18 protein-coding genes are annotated in these 19,550 nt (G+C 52.6%); 3 read left to right on the forward strand and 15 right to left on the reverse strand.

All coding sequences use genetic code 11. The annotated features are described in order from the left end of the window. Nucleotides 1-579 precede the first annotated feature (579 nt). Complete coding sequence (locus BST81_RS12420) at nucleotides 580-3,474, reverse strand: cation-transporting P-type ATPase (protein WP_075598820.1); 2,895 nt, start codon at nucleotides 3,472-3,474, stop codon at nucleotides 580-582. Nucleotides 3,475-4,196: 722 nt separating this feature from the next. On the opposite strand from BST81_RS12420, the gene BST81_RS12425 reads away from it, so the two are divergent. The 3 genes from BST81_RS12425 to BST81_RS12435 all read left to right on the forward strand — a co-directional run bounded on the left by BST81_RS12425 (nucleotide 4,197) and on the right by BST81_RS12435 (nucleotide 6,357). Next, complete coding sequence (locus tag BST81_RS12425) at nucleotides 4,197-4,466, forward strand: Mo-dependent nitrogenase C-terminal domain-containing protein (protein ID WP_253188266.1); 270 nt, start codon at nucleotides 4,197-4,199, stop codon at nucleotides 4,464-4,466. A gap of 27 nt (nucleotides 4,467-4,493) precedes the next feature. Next, on the forward strand, nucleotides 4,494-5,342 hold the full coding sequence (locus tag BST81_RS12430; RefSeq protein WP_075598821.1) for a TlyA family RNA methyltransferase: 849 nt from the start codon (nucleotides 4,494-4,496) through the stop codon (nucleotides 5,340-5,342). A gap of 325 nt (nucleotides 5,343-5,667) precedes the next feature. After that, entirely contained in the window at nucleotides 5,668-6,357 is a 690-nt protein-coding gene (locus tag BST81_RS12435) for a hypothetical protein (protein WP_075598822.1), read from the forward strand. Nucleotides 6,358-6,377: 20 nt separating this feature from the next. Here the strand turns inward: BST81_RS12435 and lpxB are convergent, their stop codons facing one another. From lpxB to BST81_RS12510, 14 genes are all read right to left on the reverse strand, one after another. Continuing rightward, nucleotides 6,378-7,652 (reverse strand): lipid-A-disaccharide synthase, encoded by a 1,275-nt coding sequence (gene lpxB, locus BST81_RS12440; RefSeq protein WP_075598823.1) that lies wholly within the window; start codon nucleotides 7,650-7,652, stop codon nucleotides 6,378-6,380. Next, on the reverse strand, nucleotides 7,649-8,476 hold the full coding sequence (gene lpxA, locus BST81_RS12445; protein WP_075599142.1) for an acyl-ACP--UDP-N-acetylglucosamine O-acyltransferase: 828 nt from the start codon (nucleotides 8,474-8,476) through the stop codon (nucleotides 7,649-7,651). Before lpxA ends, lpxB begins: the two co-directional genes overlap by 4 nt. A gap of 77 nt (nucleotides 8,477-8,553) precedes the next feature. Then, nucleotides 8,554-8,979, reverse strand: a complete 426-nt coding sequence (fabZ, locus tag BST81_RS12450) for a 3-hydroxyacyl-ACP dehydratase FabZ (RefSeq protein WP_083636865.1) — start codon at nucleotides 8,977-8,979, stop codon at nucleotides 8,554-8,556. Between the two features lie 248 nt (nucleotides 8,980-9,227). Then, nucleotides 9,228-10,115, reverse strand: coding sequence for a UDP-3-O-acyl-N-acetylglucosamine deacetylase (gene lpxC / locus BST81_RS12455; RefSeq protein WP_075598825.1), 888 nt, complete (start codon nucleotides 10,113-10,115; stop codon nucleotides 9,228-9,230). A gap of 5 nt (nucleotides 10,116-10,120) precedes the next feature. Continuing rightward, the gene (locus BST81_RS12460; RefSeq protein ID WP_075599143.1) at nucleotides 10,121-12,292 is read right to left on the reverse strand and encodes a BamA/TamA family outer membrane protein; all 2,172 of its coding nucleotides are present in this window, start codon (nucleotides 12,290-12,292) and stop codon (nucleotides 10,121-10,123) included. A 142-nt stretch (nucleotides 12,293-12,434) separates the two neighbouring features. Continuing rightward, nucleotides 12,435-13,175: a phosphoribosylaminoimidazolesuccinocarboxamide synthase gene (purC, locus tag BST81_RS12465; RefSeq protein ID WP_075598826.1), complete on the reverse strand. Its 741-nt coding sequence runs from the start codon at nucleotides 13,173-13,175 to the stop codon at nucleotides 12,435-12,437. Nucleotides 13,176-13,274: 99 nt separating this feature from the next. Continuing rightward, nucleotides 13,275-13,757, reverse strand: coding sequence for a 4a-hydroxytetrahydrobiopterin dehydratase (locus BST81_RS28840; protein ID WP_075598827.1), 483 nt, complete (start codon nucleotides 13,755-13,757; stop codon nucleotides 13,275-13,277). 89 nt (nucleotides 13,758-13,846) lie between these two features. After that, a complete protein-coding gene (locus BST81_RS12475; protein WP_075598828.1) occupies nucleotides 13,847-15,028 on the reverse strand; it encodes a homocysteine biosynthesis protein in 1,182 nt (393 codons plus the stop codon). Between the two features lie 119 nt (nucleotides 15,029-15,147). Beyond that, entirely contained in the window at nucleotides 15,148-16,305 is a 1,158-nt protein-coding gene (locus BST81_RS12480; protein WP_075598829.1) for an AI-2E family transporter, read from the reverse strand. Between the two features lie 286 nt (nucleotides 16,306-16,591). Continuing rightward, the gene (locus BST81_RS12490) at nucleotides 16,592-16,867 is read right to left on the reverse strand and encodes a hypothetical protein (RefSeq protein ID WP_075598831.1); all 276 of its coding nucleotides are present in this window, start codon (nucleotides 16,865-16,867) and stop codon (nucleotides 16,592-16,594) included. A 118-nt stretch (nucleotides 16,868-16,985) separates the two neighbouring features. After that, nucleotides 16,986-17,753: a sulfite exporter TauE/SafE family protein gene (locus BST81_RS12495; RefSeq protein WP_075598832.1), complete on the reverse strand. Its 768-nt coding sequence runs from the start codon at nucleotides 17,751-17,753 to the stop codon at nucleotides 16,986-16,988. Between the two features lie 2 nt (nucleotides 17,754-17,755). Further along, nucleotides 17,756-18,502 (reverse strand): SprT family zinc-dependent metalloprotease, encoded by a 747-nt coding sequence (locus BST81_RS12500; protein ID WP_075598833.1) that lies wholly within the window; start codon nucleotides 18,500-18,502, stop codon nucleotides 17,756-17,758. Beyond that, nucleotides 18,486-18,941, reverse strand: a complete 456-nt coding sequence (locus BST81_RS12505; RefSeq protein WP_075598834.1) for an NUDIX hydrolase — start codon at nucleotides 18,939-18,941, stop codon at nucleotides 18,486-18,488. Before BST81_RS12505 ends, BST81_RS12500 begins: the two co-directional genes overlap by 17 nt. Continuing rightward, the gene (locus tag BST81_RS12510) at nucleotides 18,938-19,387 is read right to left on the reverse strand and encodes a hypothetical protein (RefSeq protein ID WP_143780324.1); all 450 of its coding nucleotides are present in this window, start codon (nucleotides 19,385-19,387) and stop codon (nucleotides 18,938-18,940) included. The genes BST81_RS12505 and BST81_RS12510 overlap by 4 nt, the downstream gene beginning before the upstream one ends. Nucleotides 19,388-19,550: the final 163 nt, after the last annotated feature.

The following is a 19,550-nucleotide window of genomic DNA, read 5'->3' on the forward strand; positions in this document are numbered from 1 at the left end:
TAAATACTCCATCAGTATCTATCCAATAGGTTGAACAATTCAGGCACTACTTCAAGCACCATTCCAAGCATAGTAAGGCTGAAATAGTAAGACCGAAATATTGCCTGACCCGCCTTCTTACAAACCTTAGAGTTATTAATTAAGGTTCTTGAAAGACAGATCCTTGGAAGATACTGGAAATTATAGATCTTGAAGTTTTCCTAAAAAATGCACTCCTATTTGGATGTTTGGTGCACTTACTTTCGCAATTGACGTGTTGTTTAAGTCAGTTTTTTTTGAACCTGACAGCTATATCTTAGTTGCTATAAAAACAATGATCGATGAGCAAACAAAATTCTTCACATGAAGAGCCAGGAGGTATAACCGTAGCCATACAAAGCTTAGTGAAAGCGAGTCAGAAGGCCTACCTGGACCCGGCAATTGAGCCGTCGGAATTGCCCTAAGCTTGCTGAACAAAGCTATATTTGCACTCCTGAATCTATGGCAGTCAATCCACTGTAAAAAATGGCATAATCCAACTTGCTCGATGCAGAATTGGTTGTTTTTCTATACAGAATTTTCAAGATTAAAACGCTGAATTCAGACAATCTGTCGGTTGCCCAGGAATTTTCTCAGTTCTTCTAATCCCAGAATAATGGGAGGACAAATCAGTAGACAAAGCCATTGCCAGGGGGCCAGAGGAGCAGTGGAGAAAATTTGCCTGAGGGGTAGGAAATCAATAATGGCCAGAACTAGCATCCATTCCATGGCAATGCCAAGCCAGATCAGGGGATTGGAGAAGAAGCCCAGACGGAAGATCGACGATCGCTCCGAGCGACAGGCAAAGACATTGCCATCCTGACAGGCCACGATCGTGGCCAGGGTCATGGTGGTAGCCTGGGCATAAATGGCTGTGGTGGTGGCATCCGCAGTATGGGCCAGAATCGCTGGGGTGACCGCTTGCAACTCCGCCAGACCATACCCATAACTCCACCAGACCAGGAAAAAGCCAGCCATCCCCAGGGCCGCTTCAAACAAACCCAGAAAGCAGTAAGCCCGCAACAGCAGAGATCGATCCAGTAGGGGTTGGCGCTTAGACCGGGGAGGCTGGGTCATCAACCCAACTTCAGCCCGTTCTGCCCCCAGAGCCAGGGCAGGCACCATATCAGTCCCCAAATCAACGGCCAGAATCTGCATGATAATCAAGGCCGGAGGAATCTTCAGGGCAACCATGGCCAGGAATGGGACTAGTTCAGCCACATTGGAGGCCAGAATATAGGTCATAAACTTGCGAATATTCTGGTAAACCGATCGGCCCTGCTCAATCGCACTGACGATCGTGGCAAAGTTATCATCCGTCAGCACGATGTCCGCTGCTTCCCGGGCCACATCTGTCCCATTCAGCCCCATGGCAATGCCAATATTGGCGGCCCGCAGGGCCGGGGCATCATTCACCCCATCCCCCGTCACCGCCACCACATCTCCCATATCTTTATAAGCCTGCACCAGCCTCAACTTATGTTCAGGAGACATGCGGGCAAACACCAGTCCCGATCGATATTTCAGAATTTGCCGCAGTTGGGCATCAGAAAGGTGCCCCATCCCTTCCCCTGTCACCACCCGCGCCCGCTCGCCGATCAGACCGATCTGGCGGGCGATCGCCTCTGCCGTGAGGCCATAGTCCCCCGTCACCATCGTCACCCGGATGGCTGCCCCGTGACATTGGGCGATCGCCTCCTTCACCTCGGGTCGAGGGGGATCGAACATGGCCACCAGCCCGATGAACACCAGGTTCTGTTCCAGATCCTGAGCCCGCAGATCCAACAACTCCTGCCCGCCTTGACGAGCCGCCACCCCCAGCACCCGGAAGCCCTGGCGGGCCAGATCATCGTTCGCTGCAACGACCTGATCCCAGTCAGCCTGAGTTAAATCTTGGATGACGCCATCCCGTAGCATCGAATGACAATGGCGCAACACTTCTAGGGGAGCCCCTTTAGTAAAGGCTAGATAAGGGAAGTCACTGGGCCAGAAATGGGAATCCTGCCAGTTCAGGATCACACTCATCATGCGACGACGCGAATCAAAGGGGATCTCGCGCAACCGGGAAAATTGGCGTTGTAACTGTTCTAAATTCAGCCCTGCCTTAGCAGCGGCGACCAGCAGAGCCGCTTCCGTCGGGTCCCCAATCTCCTGCCAGCGACTGGGAGCCGTGAGGTGAATCAACCGGGCATTGGAGCAGAGGGCAGCCCCCGTCAACAAGAGATGAACCTTCCAGGTATCCGCAAAATCAGGCGGCAGCACCACCTCGCCCGTTGTGGGATCGTACCCCGCTCCAGTGACTTCAAGCCGGGAGGCCAAACTGGATTGGGCTACCAGGGGCAACCAGAGATAACGGACGGTCATTTCATTCTTGGTCAGGGTGCCGGTTTTGTCTGTGCAGATCACAGTGACAGCACTCAGGGTTTCTACAGCGGACAGCCGACGTACCAGAGCATTGCGGCGGGCCATCCGCTGCACCCCCAGGGCCAGGGCCAGGGTTACGGTCGGGAGCAGCCCTTCTGGCACTAATGCGACAATAATCCCGATCGCGAAAATAAAGCTCTCTTTCACCTCCATCCCCACCAGCAGGGAGGTGAGCAGGAAGACCAGCACTCCCATGCTGACGGCGATCGCCGTGATGATGCGGACAATGCGGGCCACCTGCACCTCTAGGGTACTGGGCTCCCGCTTCACCACCGCCGTCAGGTGGGCTACCTGGCCGAACTCAGTCTGAGCCCCCGTAGCGTAGACGATCGCCACTGCCCGTCCTGCTGCTACTGTGGAGCCTGCCAGCACCAGATTGGCAATCTCAGATGGATTCACCCGCTCCTGCAGGGGCTGTTCACCGGGGCGCAGGAGGGTTTTCCCCCCTCGAATCGATACGGCTTCCCGTAAACGCACAGGATAGGCACTCCGCGCCACGGGTAATGATTCTCCCGTCAGCACCGAGACATCAACATACAGGTTATCGGCAGAGACAAGACGGGCATCGGCAGAAATGCGATCGCCCTCTTCCAATTGCATGACATCCCCCCGGACCAGTTCGCGAGCGGTAATCTGCTGCAATTCCCCATTCCGATAGACCCGCACCTGCAGGGGCAACACCTTCTTCAAGGCAGCCAGGGCCTGTTCAGCCTGGTACTCCTGCCAGAAGCTGAAAATGCCATTAATCCAGATCACGGCCCAAATAGCCCACCCCAGGGCCGGAGTCCGGGACACGAAAGCCAGAATGCCAGCGACCCAGAGCAGGAGGGCCATAAAGTGGGTGAGCTGATCCGTAAATCGGAGCCAGAGGGGACGATGGGCAGGCTCTGGCAACTCGTTCGCGCCAAACTGCTCCAACCGCTGGAGAGCCTCCTGGTCAGACAGGCCCCCGACCGTTGTCTCCAAAGATTCGTAAACAGTCTCAACGGGTAAAGCCCAAATGGGCTGATGAAATGACACTGGACGTACCACAGTTCCTGAAACCGTTGTCTCATGATTTCCAGGACAAAGAGACTTCCTTTAGCCTTTCTTCCTACCTGAGAGGATGCTTGGAAGTTGGCTGGTGGTTCAAGCAGTAACTTAAACCTTTGAAATATCCTGTTAAAAAAGATAGGAAACGGGTCATAAACTCCCCTTTTTAGGGAGATTTATGAGAATCTTGCCTGCTTTTCTCCAGGAAATTAACCTTTTTAAACATTCCCTGAGAATGCAGACTTTTTGATTGAGTTAAATTACTTATTTCTAAGGATTGATCGGGGAAATTTCATCTAGATTCGATCGATTTATGGAGATTCCATCTCCATACAGGAAGTATACTCAACGACTCTCTCATCCCCGATCTGCCTGAGTATCGCTCCATCTCTCAATGAGAAGTTTTACTGGCTTTAAACAAACGAAAAGTTTCTTAATTAGAGGTATTTTTTGTATTTTTAATCACTATTTCTAAAATTAATTAGAGATTTACTTGAGAAGTCGATTTTTTAACCGTTCCTTTACTGAATACGGTAATAGCATTTGTATTCTAGATTTGGGATTAATTAATAACGTTGGTTACTCCCCCAAATGTCCGTCATCTTTGCCTGTGTATGAACTGGAAATACTTTCACCGTTTCGCGTCAACTCCTTCTGTTGAATTTGCCGAAACAGCCCAACAGTCAACCTACCCTAAGAAATTTGGAAAGTATCCCCCACTTTTGCCCCATCAAATAGATTTCCTGCAGCCCCTACGTTATTGGATTAATCGCATCGAAGTTCAGGATCGAAAGCTGGCCCACTTTTTCTCCAAATTAATTCCGGCCCACTGCCCCTTCGAGCGGGACATCAATTTTTTTGGACGTAAGATTGCCCACATCCCTCCTCTGTGCAAGCTGAATCCACTGTATGATGAGCTGATTGCTTTGAGATTCCGGGCACTTTGCTACCTGGTTGATCAGTGCGGCGAGGATATTCAATCCTATTGCTAGGTCATTTGCATTGGATTTTCTGAACCTGTGGCCAAACGGCGACTCGATACCCTTCTTGTAGAACTCAGCCTTTGTGATTCCAGACAGCAGGCCCAGCGCCTGATTCAAGCTGGGGAAGTGACGGTTAACCGACAAGTGATCGACAAGCCAGGGACAGAGGTTGACCTGTCCGCTGATATTCAGATCAAGCAGAAGTCACCCTATGTGTCCCGTGGGGGCGAGAAGCTGGCCAAGGCTCTGACTGGCTTTGCAATCTCAGTTCACGATCGGGTCTGTCTGGATGGTGGGATCTCAACAGGAGGGTTTACGGACTGTCTGTTACAGGCTGGAGCCAAACAGGTCTACGGCATTGATGTCGGGTATGGGCAGGTTGCCTGGAGTCTGCGGCAAGATCCTCGCGTGATCTTGCATGAGCGGACGAATCTGCGCTACCTGGACCCGGAGGTGCTGTATGAAACGGCTGAAATCCGACCCGATCTGGCTGTGGTCGATGTCTCGTTTATCTCTTTAACTAAAGTGCTCCCCGCCCTCTGGAAACTCCTGTCTTCTCCCCGAGAAATGGTTCTGCTGGTGAAGCCCCAATTTGAAGTGGGGCGGGCCAAAGTAGGGAAGAATGGCGTGGTGAGAGAGGCCAGGGATCAGGCTGAAGCAATCTGGCAGGTTTTACAGGCTGCCCAGGGCCTGGGTTGGGGATATCATGGATTGACCTGGTCCCCCTTACTGGGGCCAGCCGGTAACATTGAGTATCTACTTTGGTTGCGGGACAATACAGCGCCAATGCTCGATCGGCCAGAAGAGAGGTCCGATCCGCCTGATCTGGCTGCACTTCACCGCCTTACCCGATCGGCCCAAACAGAACTCCATGCTCCGCCCTGAGAATCTGCAATCAGGTTGCTAACTTTAGTTAACTTCTGTTTGAAACAGGTTCAGGTTGTTATACATAAGGTGGGAATTGGTCAAGCTCTCTGGTACGGCTTCTCGACCCCATTGTTGTTCCCAAGGCATTGAAGACTTTGCTTCTTACGATGTCGTTTGTTCCTGATTGGACTAGAAACAGGGAGAAAACGACGTAAAGACCTCTGTAAAGGCAACAAGGGTGTTGGTTATTGTTGTCGGGAGCTACTTCTTTCCAGTGGGTTTCCTGGTTTGGCTAGGCTGATCAAAGGTCTTGTCCTCCTTCTTGTCAGGTACGGTTACTGTTATGACTCACTATTCAGTTCAGATTGATCCCCTCGATAGCCCCCACCCAATTCCCTGGAACTGGGTTTTAGCAAACATCTCGGAAGTTCCTCCTGACAATAGAAGTGGCACCCGCTGCTATCGTTCCCAGTCCCTGATCTCCCCTGATGGGCTCTATGCAGCGTACAGTCGGATTCAAGTCCAGGTCCAGCCTGACTTCCTGCAGAGTCGAGTCAGCAGTGTGCTGTTTATTGAAAACCTGCACAGTGGAGATTTGCAGGTCATTACAGCCAACTCTCCCCTTTCCGACAACCCTTTCAGTGCAGTTCGTGCCTCTGAGACAGGGGGGACGATTGCCATCCTGATTCCGATTGCCTGGTCAGAACTGGGTGATCGGATTTTGGCCAGAGAGTTTGAGTCTCTGATGGGGTCTGATATTGCATCAGACTATGCAGTGGTCTGGGATCAGCGACTGAACCGGACCAGCACCATCGCCCCTAGCCGCATTCACTACACTAATGCAGTGCTTCTCGGTTGGAGTCAGAATTATCCCGATCGGGCTTTGTTTCGAGCTGGGATCATTGGGGATGAATATTGGCCGTTATGGACGGTTGATCTGAGTGGGCAGACAATGGCTGCCCCGGAAGGAGACCACCCGATCGGATTTGGCCGGATGGTCAGTAGCATCTGGGCAGGCCCTCAGGCCTCCTAGAGAGGGTGCAGAAAACGCCTCTACAATCGGGGTAACATGCGGAAAATTTCCTGGGCCGCCCGATCGCAAACCCCAGGTTCACCCAAATCTTGCCGCATTTCTTGATAGTTCTGTTGCATCTTCTGGCGGCTATCTGCATGCAGTAGAAGATCCAGAGCTGCTTGCAGGACATTCTCCACAGTTGCCCGATCCTGAACGAACTCGGGCACAATCTCACGCATGACCACGAGGTTGGGGGGGGAGGCGAAAGGAATCGAGAATTTTAAGAATGTCTGCCCTAGCCAGTATGTCAGGGCACTGACCCGGTATAGAACCACCTGAGGCACACCCAGGAGGGCAATCTCCAGGTTGACGGTGCCGGTCTTGGCGATCGCCAGATCGGCAGCTGCGATCGCCAGCAGGGGCGCAGAAATTTCAGTCTGAGGTTGGTGGGGGAGAGGCTGATCCGGGGGGACGTAGCTGGTGACCAACCGGGCATTCAGGCCATAGCGTTGAATGGCCTGCTCCAGGGGCTGCCGGTAGGTTTCCAGGGACAGGGGAATGAGAAATTGTACGGCTCCCAGTTTTTCCTGAATCTGGCGTGCAACTTCAAAGATGATCGGCAGGAGATACTTCAACTCCTGAAATCGGGAGACGGGCAACAGCGCGATCGTGGTTTCAGCCTCCTGCAAACCTAGGAGTGATCTGGCAGTGCCCCGGTCCGGAGGATTTTGCATCCGATCGAGGAGGGGATGCCCCACCCACTTGACCTGGGCTCCTTTAGCCTGGAAATAACGGGCCTCTTCCGGGAACACAGCCAGTAGCAGGTCCGTAATGTGAACAATACTGGTAGTATGGTTCGGGCCTATAGACCAGACCCATTCTTGCGGGGCAATGTAGTAGACAATTGGGATCTGGGGCAGATATTTCCGCAGGTAATTGCCGATAGTGACATTGGGACCCATGTAGTCAATCAGGACTACCAAATCCGGGGGATTCTGTCGCAAATAGCGTTTCGCTTTTTGCTGCATCAGCAGAGTAGGCAACACAAAAGGTAAGGCTTCCAGGAGGCCAATCGAGCCCGTAGCACTGGTGTGACCCAGCAGCGTCGCACCTGCTTGAGCCATGCGATCGCCTCCCAGAGCCAGGATCTCCAGGTCAATGCCCAGTTCTTGGGCTTGCCGGTACAGGGCTGTGATCAGCAGTGCACCTTGCAAATCCCCAGAGACTTCCCCAGTACTGATAAAGATGCGAACTTTCCGAGGATTGGAAACAGACGAGGGCAGGGAAGCGTCAGGAGTTGCTTCGTCCTTCATCCTTCCTCCTCCTCCTTCTCTTTAGCACTGGGAATGGGACCCCGTCTTTCTGGTAATTGGGAAAGTTGCATAAACCGACGCAGGTGTTGCAACTGTTCATTGTCTGGGAGGAGTTCCAGTTGTTCTAGGGATTCTTTGAACGTGAGGTCCGATCGATAAAGCAGGCGAAACGCTTTCTTCAATGCAGCATAGACCTGCCCCTCTGCGAGTTCAGTTAACCCAGCCCGCTGCAACCCAACCAGGTTCAGGGAACGCACCCTGGCCGGATTTCCCTCTACCAGAATAAAGGGGGGGACATCCCGTTCAATTCGGCTCATGCCCCCCACAAAGGACAATCGACCGATGTGCACAAATTGGTGGACCCCTACCAACCCACCAATTCTGGCCTGAGATTCCACATGAATATGTCCGGCTAGGGCAACGGAATTGGCAATAATGACCTGATCTTCAATCGTGCAATTGTGGGCAATGTGGGCATAGGCCATGACCAGGTTGCGATTCCCAATCACGGTCATTTCATCAGCACGGGTAGCCCGATTAATCGTGACATACTCCCGAATCAGGTTGTCGTCGCCAATTTTGACCAGGTTGAGAGAGCCGTCATATTTCAAATCTTGCGGCTCTAGGCCGATCGCGGCCCCTGGAAAAATACGATTACGGGCCCCGATTTCGGTACAGCCATCTAGCACCACATGGGGACCAATTACCGTGTCAGGGCCAACTTTGACCTTTTCCCCGATTACGGCATAGGGTCCTACTTTAACGGTAGGGTGCAGTTCAGCATTGGGGTGTATCACTGCAGTCGGATGAATCAGACTAGTCAAAGGGGAGCCTCCAGAGGCATGAATTAGAAGTTTCGAGCCATAACTTGAATCCAACTCAAAACTCAAAACTCAAAACTTCAATCAACTAACGAAAACATTAATTCGCCCTCTGCAGCAAGCTGTCCATCAACCTCAGCCTGTGCCTGCATCTTACCAAAGCGACGTTTCTTAACCCAGAGCAGTTCCACTCGCATCACCAGTTGATCGCCAGGGACCACCTGACGACGAAACCGGACTTTATCGATACCAGCAAAAACGAATAGACCTCCCCGCATTTCCTCCATTTGGGTCAACACAATCCCCCCAACCTGGGCCATGGCTTCAACAATGAGCACACCCGGCATAATGGGACGATCGGGAAAGTGTCCCTGGAAATGGGGTTCGTTGAAGGTCACGTTTTTAATCCCGACAGCCCGGACCCCAGGGACATACTCAATAATTCTATCGACTAGGGCAAAAGGGTAACGATGGGGAAGGAGACGATGGATTTCATCAATCGTCATGGTGGACGGAGCAGGGTTGGGGGTAGATTGATTGACCTCTGAGACTGCGATCGAATTGGAGTGCAGAGCGGTTTCGTTCGTTGTGCTGGTGCCTGGAGCCACTACTTTACCTATCGTAAGCAATTAATAATGAAGACATTCTTTATCATCTCAGATTCTGGTCCCCAGCAGGTGCTCCCGTGGGGGAGAGATCCCTGATTGGATCCAGGATGCTTCAAGTAAAGCCCCTGGTCCCTGGATGATGGCCATCAAGACATCATCTGGCGCACCAACTGGACATGTAAGGAGTGGCTGGCCTTATAAGCCAGGAAATGAGCGATTGGAAAGGTTCCCAGTAAACTCAAATCCCCAATCAAATCCAGAAGCTTGTGACGGACCGGCTCATTGGGAAATCTCAAGGGAGGATTCACCCAGCCGGTATCACTACAAACCAGGGCGTTGTCCAAACTGCCACCCTTAATCAAACCAGCCGCTCTCAGGTGTTCAATCTGATGCAGGAGGCCAAAGGTGCGGGCTGGAGCAATTTCTGCCTGGAAGTCAGAGGTGGAGGCTGTGCCCTGAGCAGGGGGAGCCCAACTGTGCCACTGGTTCCCGATCGCTGGAAGTTCAAAATCGATCCCGTAAGTAAACCGTAGCTCCGGTGAGGGTAGAGCTGCCACAAAAATGTCATCCTGACGAACCCAGACCGGCTCGTTCAAGACCCAGATCGGGCGGGTGGCAGATTGGGGTAGCAATCCAACCCGGTCGATGGCCTCGGCCCAAGGGTGGGCCGAGCCATCCAGCAGGGGCACCTCTGGACCATCAATCTCAATACAGGCGTTATCAACCCCCATCGCGGCCAGGGTGGCCAGCAAATGTTCTACGGTGCGAACTTTAGCGTCGCTAGCCGTTAGCTCCGTAGAGAGGGCAGTTTGACTGACCGATTCGATCTGGGCTGCTATCCGAGCATTGTGAGGCAGGTCCACCCGCACGAAGTAGCGCCCTGTATCGGGTGGAGCTGGCAAGACCCGCACCCGTGTTAACGCTCCTGTATGCAAGCCGACTCCGGAAAGCTCAAACTCACCCTGCAGTGTTTTTTGAACTCTAGATTCTGACGTTTGAACTGAATGAACAGCCTGCAAATCCGTTGAAACCATACTGCTTAGAACCGTTCTCCAATCCCAAATTGAAAGCGGCTACCGCCCTGGTCATTAATCCCGTAGTCGATGCGGATGGGTCCGAGGGGAGACTGAATTCTAATCCCTAACCCATAGCCAAATCCGCTGCCTGGTTTTCCTCTCACCCCTGCTGGATTACCAATGACGCTATTTCCAGTGCCCAAATCGGTGGCAGCATCAAAAAATAGCGCCGCACCAATAATTGAGAAGACGGGAAAGCGATATTCTGCTGTGGCCTGGACAAAACTACGGCCACTACCCAGTGCCCCCTCTTCATATCCCCGGACGGAGTTGACACCCCCCAGGGCAAAGGCCTCGTAGGGAGGCAAATCACCAAAGGCGGTGCCTGCCTGGATATTAAAAGCTAAAGCCTGGGGACCTTCAGAGAGATTGAGGTAGCTAACTGGGATGTAATAGCTGTAACTTCCCCGCACCCGGTTCAGCAGAATATTTCCGGAGCCAATGGGGATCGACTGTTCTGTTCCGATCCTGAACAGAGAACCACTGGTAGGACGCAGGGGATCATTCCGCAAGTCTCGCACAGCGCCAAATTGAACTGAGAAGAGATCATCGGTGCCTGTGCCGCTGAAACTGAGAGGATTACCCAGCTGATCCACCGTAACAATGTTGCGGGCCGCATCTCGAACCGTCACTTGCTGATATTGCAACCCGAGGGAGGCAATCCAACCGTCATTCAACGGTCGGGTAAAGTTGACGCCTCCCCCCAGACGATCGATCCGGGGAATGTCCCCATTCGCCAAGCGGACGAGGGGGTTACCTGTATCAAATACCAGAGAGATCGTTCTTCGGTTAAACAGGTTCACGGTATAGGAGGTGCGGAACGGATCTCCTGCAATCCAGGGGTCCGTAAAGCTAAGGTCAAACAAAAGTTCCCGTTCGCCGAGCTGGAATTCTGCTCCCAGCTTCTGGTTATTCCCACCCAGATTCTGTTCCTGGTAACTGAGGGTACCAAATAATCCACTGGCAGAACTAAAACCGACCCCGGCGGCCAGGGAGCCAGAGTTACGTTCGATGACATTGGCAACAATGACAACCTTACGCGGATCCTGACCGGGACTGAGGGAGAGACGAACATCTTCAAAGATCCCGAGAGAAAAGACTCGCTGCAGATCCTTCTCGATCTGAGCCCGATTAAACACATCTCCCGGCTTGACTGTAAACTCCCGGGTGATGATGAAATCACGGGTACGCCCACTAATGGGTTGTCCTTTCTCGTCCGTATCTTCCCCTTCTTTCTTCAGGAAGCGGACCTGGATCCCTTCAACAACCCCCTCAGCGACCTGCAAGGTTACGATGCCATCCTCGGAGACTTTCGGGACATCAAGGACCTGGGCCAGAACATAGCCTTTGTCCTGATACCATTTATTAACCTGCTTGACGCCATCCTGGAATTGGCGCAGGTTCAATGTTTTACCGTATTGAGGCCGGAAAATATCATCCACAACGGTTTGAGGAAGGACTTGATTTCCTTCAATGCGGACAGATTGTAAGACCGGGTTCGTCTTGACCTCAAAGGTGACCCGAACCCCGAGTGGGGTATCTTCAGGAACCGCCCGAACATTGGAAAAGTAGCCTGTCGCAAAAATGGCGTTGATATCTTCTTGTAATTCAGTTCGAGTGGAAGCCCGTCCAGCCCGAGTCCGAATAACGCTGTAGACAATATTCTCCAGCTCTGGTGTGGCACCGCTGACAACCACTTCAGCCACCAGTACTCTGGGTTCTGCTTCAGCGGGCTGGGGTTGAGACGAAGGCAGGTCTAAAGTCGGTCCAGGAGTAGGTTGACTGGGCTCAGGGGCTGTGGGTTCTGGTGCTGCCGATCCGGGTTGAGCCTGACTCAGGGAGGTTGGCAAGGATGGAGCAATAGCAGAAACAGGCTTTTCAGGCGCGATCGGAACTACAACCTGGGACGTAATCAGCGGTGAAGAAAACTCCCTCTGCGCCAGCGGTATTTCAGGCTGGGAGGTATCAGGTTGGGGCAAAACCACACCGGGTGTTGGCTCCGGAGGGACTTCTGGCTTAGCAGAAGTCCCCTTGTCTACAGGTGCATAATACAGGGTTTGCCCCTGAGCAGGGTTGGACAAACCGATCGTTGCAGAAGTCGCAACCAGAGCTATTAAAACTGGAGATAAGCGCATTGGATTCAGGTTAACTTTGCACATCCACACCACACTTGCTGCAAACCGAAGTCGGAATTGACGAATCTGAACCTTGTCACCAGGGAAGACTTGTCACCAGGGAAGATTAGTTTGCGGAATCTTAAGGATTTTACCCCATCCGTTACACTCCCCGATGAGCAGATTGGGAGAGTACCCGCTCCAGAACCTGGCGATAGGCAGTTTCCACCTCTCCCAGATCTCGTCGGAAACGGTCTTTATCTAGCACTCGACGATCAGGATCTGTTTCCGCCTGATTCCAGAGACGGCAGGTGTCGGGGCTGATCTCATCGGCTAGCAACAAGCGCTGTTGGTGATCAATACCAAACTCCAACTTGAAGTCTACCAGGGTAATTCCACACGCTTGAAAAAAAGCTGACAGAACTTGATTAACTTGTAAGGCCAGATGTCGCAACTGTTCAATCTGCTCTGAGGTAGCCAATTCCAGAAGCAGAATTCGATCGGGGGTCAACAGGGGATCGCCCAGGGCATCATTCTTATAGTAATAGTCCACTAGGGGAAATTTGAGGACCGTGCCCAATTCCATCCCAGTTTGTAGACAGAGACTACCGGCTGCGATGTTCCTGACCACCACTTCCAGGGGCAAAATTTTGACCGCCCACACTTTCATTTCATTCCCTGACACCTGATCAATAAAGTGCGTGGCAACCCCATGCTGTTCCAGGAGGCGGAACAAATGGCTGGAGATGGCACAATTGATTTCCCCTTTACCGGCAATTTGACCCCGCTTTTTTGCGTTGAACGCGGTGGCGTCATCTTTAAAGTAGGAGATCAAGACCTGCGGATCATCTGTGCTGTAGACAATCTTGGCCTTGCCTTCATAGAGCTGCTGACGATCGGGCATGGGCGTATTGGATGGAACTGAACCACTCCAGGGGTTATCCTGTAAGTGCCTACCAATTCTACCGTTGCTGGTTGATTTGGCAATGGGGCAAAGGACGCTCTAGCAACCTGTCCCTGAAACTGCGGCAGATGCAGCCAGTTGTGAGAAAATCTTTGCCAGTTCAAAGTCCTGGTCAGTTAACCCCCCTGCATCGTGGGTAGTCAGGCTGAGGGTGACTTTGTTATAGGTGATTTGAATATCTGGATGGTGAGCGGCTTTCTCCGCTGGTTCCACCAGACGGTTGACAAAGTTAATCGCCTCCACAAAATCTTTCACCTGACGGGTACAGTAGAGCTGCTTGCCGTTCGTTTTCCAGCCTGGCAGGTCTTTCATCCGGCGAGAAATTTCTAGCAGGGTCAACCGTTTCAGCTTAGGTGCTGGATTGGGGAGTTGCCCGATCGTCGGAATCGGTGCTGGTTGTGCAGAGGCAATCGGGCTAGGGGCCAGGGGAACTCCTATCAGAGGGCTCAGGATACCCAGGGCCACCAGGAAAGGCCGGATTGTGCAGCGAACAGGTTGAACAGCGGCAGGTTCAGGGAGCACCGGATCCACCTCCTAAAGGTGACATCAATTTAATTGCGACTTATGAACTTAAATTGTGACCGCAACCCATTCTGACCGCAAGGGCGGATCTACTCCAGACCAATACGAGCCCCCCACACATCCTGGGGTAGGAAGGTGCGATCACCGGGCAGGGGGGCGATTGGTTCTGTTAACAAAAACCTCCCCTCTCGAATCCACTGTTTCAGCTCTTCCGCCACCCGGCGCGACAGGTAGATGCTGGCCAGGGGAGCAACCCGAACCAGGGTGCCATCGATCGTGATTCGGCCTGATTTCAACTGGGCATAACTGATGAGACCAAAGGTGGGGCGGACCCGGCGGGGAATCGAGAAATCTACGATCGGAGCCACCAGTTCCTGGTCAGTCACTGCGCAACGGGCCACCACCGCCTCCGAAAGGACGGGCAGGGGAATCCCCACGCCCAGCATCAGGGAGGGGCCATAGCTTCGGAAGTAACAGCCCCGAACCCAGGCAGGGTCCATCTGCTTGGCATCTCCGATCAGGGCCAGGGTGGCTGCAGGGCCGATCGGAGTCCGGTTGGGGAGCCGCTTTTGCATCGGGAAGTGCTGGGTGCCCTCCCAGGCCACATAGCCAACACCCCCTCCCAGAAAAATACGGGTGCCAATGCCGATTGCCTGCAGGTCCGGGTCATTGAGCAGAGGGGAAATCGCGCCGGGATTGGAATAAACGGCATTGCCCAGGCGGGGCTGCAGAGGGCCTAGGTAAGTGAAGAGGGGACGATCACCCCCGTTCACACCCACAATAAAATTCTGGTAAACGTTGCGGGGATTGAACAGATAAAACTGGTTGATCGTATCGCGGGTAATCGTGGTTTCAAAGGATGCCCGGGGATAGCAGTCGGTCACTTGGCCCAGAGCTCTCAGGGTAATGGCCTTACCGGCAATCAGGTCGGCAATCACATGGCCACCACCCCGTTCTCGAACTTCTTCCCCTTCCCCAGACTCACTCACCTGGGTAGCCCCAATGTAAAGATCCACGGCACCAAAACCAGAGTAGGCCGCAACGCCATCCAGCCAGCACTGGCGGATTTTAATCGGGGGGTCGGTATGGCCCAGGTTGAGAATGGCTCCGGAGGATTCCATCGGCTCAAAAGTGCCGGTGGTGATGACATCCACTTCTTTGGCCACCTGGGAGATGCCAACCTCTGCGACCCTGGCCTTGAGTTCTTCGACGGTTAAAACGACAGCCTGGTGATGGTTGATTTTATCGTTGATATCGGCGATCGTGCGCATGGATGAAGCCCCACAAATTCTGGTTAGGCAGGCAAGACGTTTGGGCGGGCAATGATTGGGGACGATCGTCTGTAGGAGTAAGAGCAGTTTCCAGGACTCTGGTGGTTCAGGAACACTCTTTAAGGTGTGGGTTCCGATGCGGTGGAACTGGCGGAGCTATCAGCAGGAGGATCTGGAATCGCTTCAGCTAAGACCAACGTCGGATCAGCTAAGGCTAACGTCGGACTGTCTGCCCCTGTCTCCTGAATGGATCTCGTCGATCGCCAGGGATCCAGGACATCTTTAACCAGGATTTCCTGAATCATAACCTGTCCTACAACGGTTAAGGGAATGGCCAGAAACAAGCCCAGGAAACCGAAGAAACTGGCAAAGAATACCTGCGACATCAGCGTTACTGCCGGGAGCAGATGCACCTGTTGAGCCATAATTCGGGGAGTGAGGACATTGCTCTCAAACTGTTGAATCGCAAAATAAAGCCCAAACACAGCCAGGGGCTTCCAGGCTGAGTCTAACAGGCTGATGGACATGGGCAAAATGACACTGATGGTGGGACCAAGGTTAGGAATTAAGTTCAGCAAACCGGCAACGATCGCGTTCGCCAAAGCAGCCCTGACCCCTAACATCGTCAGACCCATCCAGCTCAACAAGCCAATAATTAACATCCCCAGGAGGGCTCCGATCACCCATTTCCCCAATTTGATTTCAATCAGCCCCAGCACCTCATCCATGCGGCGGCGATAGAAAGAGGGAAACAGGCGAATGAATCCCTGGCGATAGGCCAGGGGTTCTGCCAGAAACATTAGGGTGATGACAAACACCAGCAGAAAGTTAAGTAATGCCCCCAGGGAGTTGGAAAAAATACTGAAGGAGCGCTGCACCAGTTGGTTGGCCAGGGGCTGAACTTGCTTAATGACATCCTCCACGTCGGGCAGGTAAGGGATAGCCCAGGTGGGAACGCTAGTTCGCATGTAATCAACCTGCCGATTCAGAACCTGGATACCCTTAGGTAACAGATAGGATAGCTCCTGAAACTGGTGAGCAAATGCCGGTACGATCAGCAGGAAAATCCCAATGAGCACCAGGATTAACAGTAAGGTGGAGAGGACAACCGCGATACTGCGCTTAATTCCAAACCGTTGAAATCGGTAAGCCAGTCGGTTGAGGGCGATCGCCAGCACTACGGCTGCAAAAATGAGCAGTAGAACCTGCCGAATTTCCCACAGGATATAGAAGGTACTGATGATAGCAAGCAGACCAATCCACTGACCCAGGCTCAAGGTTCTACTCCAGTTAAGGCTAAGGGGGGGTATACGGTGTATGACGATTCCATCACACCTTACACCTTATACCCTCTTTGCCCTTAGACCCAACAATAAGGCCATGATGGTAGAAGGAAGTAGAATTGCCACCACAGCAATGGTGGGGCTGGGAGAAATAGGCAGCATGGGACCAAGGTACCGGATCCCACAGGAAATGATCACTGAAAGAGCCAGAATTTTCAGGATATAGGTGAAGGGAGTATCGGTCATGATGACAAAATGCCAGGAAGCATCAGATTAAAAATCACTTTTGGGGATTCGCCTGACTTAAGGTCACGGGCTTTGTCATTTTGGCACAAAGCGCATCATCTACAATTTCAGCCTTGACATCTGATGACCTTGTCTTAAACCGATAGATGTCAACCTCTACTTTTTTGCAGACAAAGGTGCTGTTGCTACCATTAATGGAGGCTACGCCCCAGGTATAGCTCTGGGCCTTACTGATGGGGCGATCGACTCGACTGCAACCAACCATCAGTAACGAGAGAGCGAAGAATGCAGTGACGATGATTCTTAACATAGGTCTCTCTAAAAGCAGGGGGGATAGTGTTTTATAGCTTGGATTCCCCCAGTTTATTAAGGGTGATATGAATTGTAATTGTTTCAGATCACAGTCAGCGGTTGTAGAGCCCTGCAGGTTAACCCGTCACCCCAAAGACCACTTCTGGCTTGATCAGGAAATCACCCAAAACACTCCAGGTCATAAACAGACCACTGACCGTCATGGTAGCCAGCACCAGATGGCGGAATTGACGATCGCTCATCCGGTCTAAAAAGTACTGACTGGCCCAGTTAGCCGGAATAGCAGCCACCCCAATCAACAGGCCATAACCCAAATATTGGGGATGCAAAACTCCCAGAACCCCGTAGGCAACCAGCTTAACAATGTGTACCCCCACCACATGGGCAGCCTTGGTGGCAATCATCGGTTCCTTCAGCAGACCATAATTGAGATAGAAGGGATTCATCAGGGGGCCACTACTGCCCACTAGACCAGAAATGAGCGCATACAGGAAACCCAAGGGGAGAAAATGCCACGGGGAAACAGGGAAAATGCGATCTTTCCGACTGACCAGAAAAGTGACTACCGTGACCAGCAGAAAGACTCCCATCAACAGTTGCAGCCAATCCAGATGGATTTGGGTAAACAGGTAAGCTCCCAGGACAGCCCCGATCACTGCTCCTGGCAAATACCAGCGAGTCAGGGGCCAATCGACATGCCGCCAGAAATGAAGCACGCGCTGGGAATTACCCAGCAACATCCCTGTGGTCACGGCTGGGGCGATCGCCCGGGCATCAAGGATAAACCCAACAGCAGGCAGAACGACCAGCGCACTACCCCCACCTGCCAGGGCACTGATTAGCCACGCGACAAAACTGACGGCAAAGAGAAAGAACAGATGCATCTCTACAGATGGGACTCTACCCAGAGGGGGACGTAGCAACAGGAGTTATGCAGTTCCTGATCAAGCTGTCTGTAGTCCGGTTCTTTTTCCCTCACCAGCTCCCAAAACTTCTGGGAGTGATTAAGATGAACAGTGTGACAGAGTTCATGGATAAATACATAGCGGACCAGATGAGGGGGCAAAAACATCAGCTTGTAATTCAAACTAATGGTTTTGCGCCTGGAACAACTGCCCCAACGGGTCCGCTGTCCTCGGATCGTTGCTTTTACAAATTGTAACTCCATATCCTGACTCAAGATCTCCAGCCAGGGAATTAAATTCATCCGGGCCAGATCGGCCAGCCATTGCCGCAGAGCAACCCGACAGACCTCCGCCTGATCGGTGCTGCCAGAGAGGATCAGGCTAGAGGGGGTTCCCTGACGCAAAATCACCCTGGGATCAGCAGTCTGGTCATAATGAACCTGCCAGTCCTGGGCGATCGCCCGCAGGAAAATGTTGGTGGGTAGGGGGGCCGCCAGATCAAACCCTAGGGTCGTTCGTTGTTCCTGCAAGCGCTTCTGGACCTTTTCGATCCAATGCCGCTTTTTATGCACAATTTCCGGAATGCGATCATGGCTGAATCCCGGTGGCACAATCACCTGCAGACTACCCGAGGGCAAAATTTTTAGATGCACATTGCGGGCACGCCGGTTTTCTTGGACATCGTAACTGGGCAGGTTCAGCAGTTGGAGGTCAGGAGAGGGTTGCATCGGCTCTATTTTGCCTCTCGATGAAATCTAAAAGAATTTGATGGTGCGGCAGACCGATCGCCTTTACCTGTTGAATCTGGTGAGAATAACAGGTATTGCGATGAATCTCGGTTGGGGTAAACCAGCCCATATCACACCCCTCCCCTAAAATCAGGCTTTCCGGAGCAACACTCACTTCACCGTAATAAACATGTCGGATCACACCCGTGCCACGGTAACAGCCAAATTTGGTCAAAATTGGGGGCACATGGCCAATCTCTTCCTGTAATTCTCGCCGGACTGCAACATCGGCAGACTCTTCAGGTTCCAGATGGCCCCCAAAAAGCCCCCACTGACCAGGGTAAACAATGCTAGGAATTTCATCTCGGAGTTGTAGCAGAAACTTTCCCTGCTGGTACAGGATCGCGATCGCCACCTCACGCATCAATGAACTACTCATGGACCCAGGGTTGCGGGAGGAGAACCGGTGTCTGTAAGTTGCTCCTGCTCTTCTACATAAAGCTCTGGAGCAGCTTGACCCGCGAGAGTGATCGCCTGGTTGCGCACGATCGCTTGAATCCGAACCTGGGAGCCAGATTTAGGAGCCGCAGCGCTAGTCAAAACCCAGACACTGCCGGTGCTATCCTGTAATTCGTAGACGGTGCTCCCCAGAAGGGGAACCTGCCTGCCTGCGGTGCCGGTCAGATAGACCACTGCATCAAACTGCTTCTGCTGCCGCACCTGTTCAATGGAAATCACCTTAATGGCAGGGTTGAACAGAGCCACTCTCTGGCCAGTTTGAGCCGTGGGACCAATCGGCGCAAACAGCTTCAGGCCAGCACATCCGGTCGTTGCCACCATCACTAGACCGGGGATCAATATCCAGACACAACGGAATGAAGGCATAGTGGCTGAAATCGCGATCGCTGAATAGTTTAACCGTGAAGTCTTGGACTTACAAGAGATCACGGCTGAGATCCAGATGAAATGTAACGGGCCTGTCGTAACAAGCTATCAAACCGACAGAATCAGGGGTAAGCTGGGAAGTCGGGAGAAGTGGATACTCCGA

The organism is Leptolyngbya sp. 'hensonii', from assembly GCF_001939115.1.
Classification (GTDB): Bacteria; Cyanobacteriota; Cyanobacteriia.

Excerpts from the sequence above, each read along its gene's own strand:
- BST81_RS12460 (WP_075599143.1), bottom strand. The coding sequence starts at position 12,292 with ATGCGCTTATCTCCAGTTTTAATAGCTCTGGTTGCGACTTCTGCAACG.
- BST81_RS12505 (WP_075598834.1), bottom strand. The coding sequence starts at position 18,941 with ATGAGTAGTTCATTGATGCGTGAGGTGGCGATCGCGATCCTGTACCAG.
- BST81_RS12435 (WP_075598822.1), top strand. The coding sequence starts at position 5,668 with ATGACTCACTATTCAGTTCAGATTGATCCCCTCGATAGCCCCCACCCA.
- BST81_RS12495 (WP_075598832.1), bottom strand. The coding sequence starts at position 17,753 with ATGCATCTGTTCTTTCTCTTTGCCGTCAGTTTTGTCGCGTGGCTAATC.
- lpxC (WP_075598825.1), bottom strand. The coding sequence starts at position 10,115 with ATGGTTTCAACGGATTTGCAGGCTGTTCATTCAGTTCAAACGTCAGAA.
- lpxB (WP_075598823.1), bottom strand. The coding sequence starts at position 7,652 with ATGAAGGACGAAGCAACTCCTGACGCTTCCCTGCCCTCGTCTGTTTCC.
- fabZ (WP_083636865.1), bottom strand. The coding sequence starts at position 8,979 with ATGACGATTGATGAAATCCATCGTCTCCTTCCCCATCGTTACCCTTTT.
- BST81_RS12490 (WP_075598831.1), bottom strand. The coding sequence starts at position 16,867 with ATGTTAAGAATCATCGTCACTGCATTCTTCGCTCTCTCGTTACTGATG.
- BST81_RS12500 (WP_075598833.1), bottom strand. The coding sequence starts at position 18,502 with ATGCAACCCTCTCCTGACCTCCAACTGCTGAACCTGCCCAGTTACGAT.
- BST81_RS12475 (WP_075598828.1), bottom strand. The coding sequence starts at position 15,028 with ATGCGCACGATCGCCGATATCAACGATAAAATCAACCATCACCAGGCT.
- BST81_RS12510 (WP_143780324.1), bottom strand. The coding sequence starts at position 19,387 with ATGCCTTCATTCCGTTGTGTCTGGATATTGATCCCCGGTCTAGTGATG.
- purC (WP_075598826.1), bottom strand. The coding sequence starts at position 13,175 with ATGCCCGATCGTCAGCAGCTCTATGAAGGCAAGGCCAAGATTGTCTAC.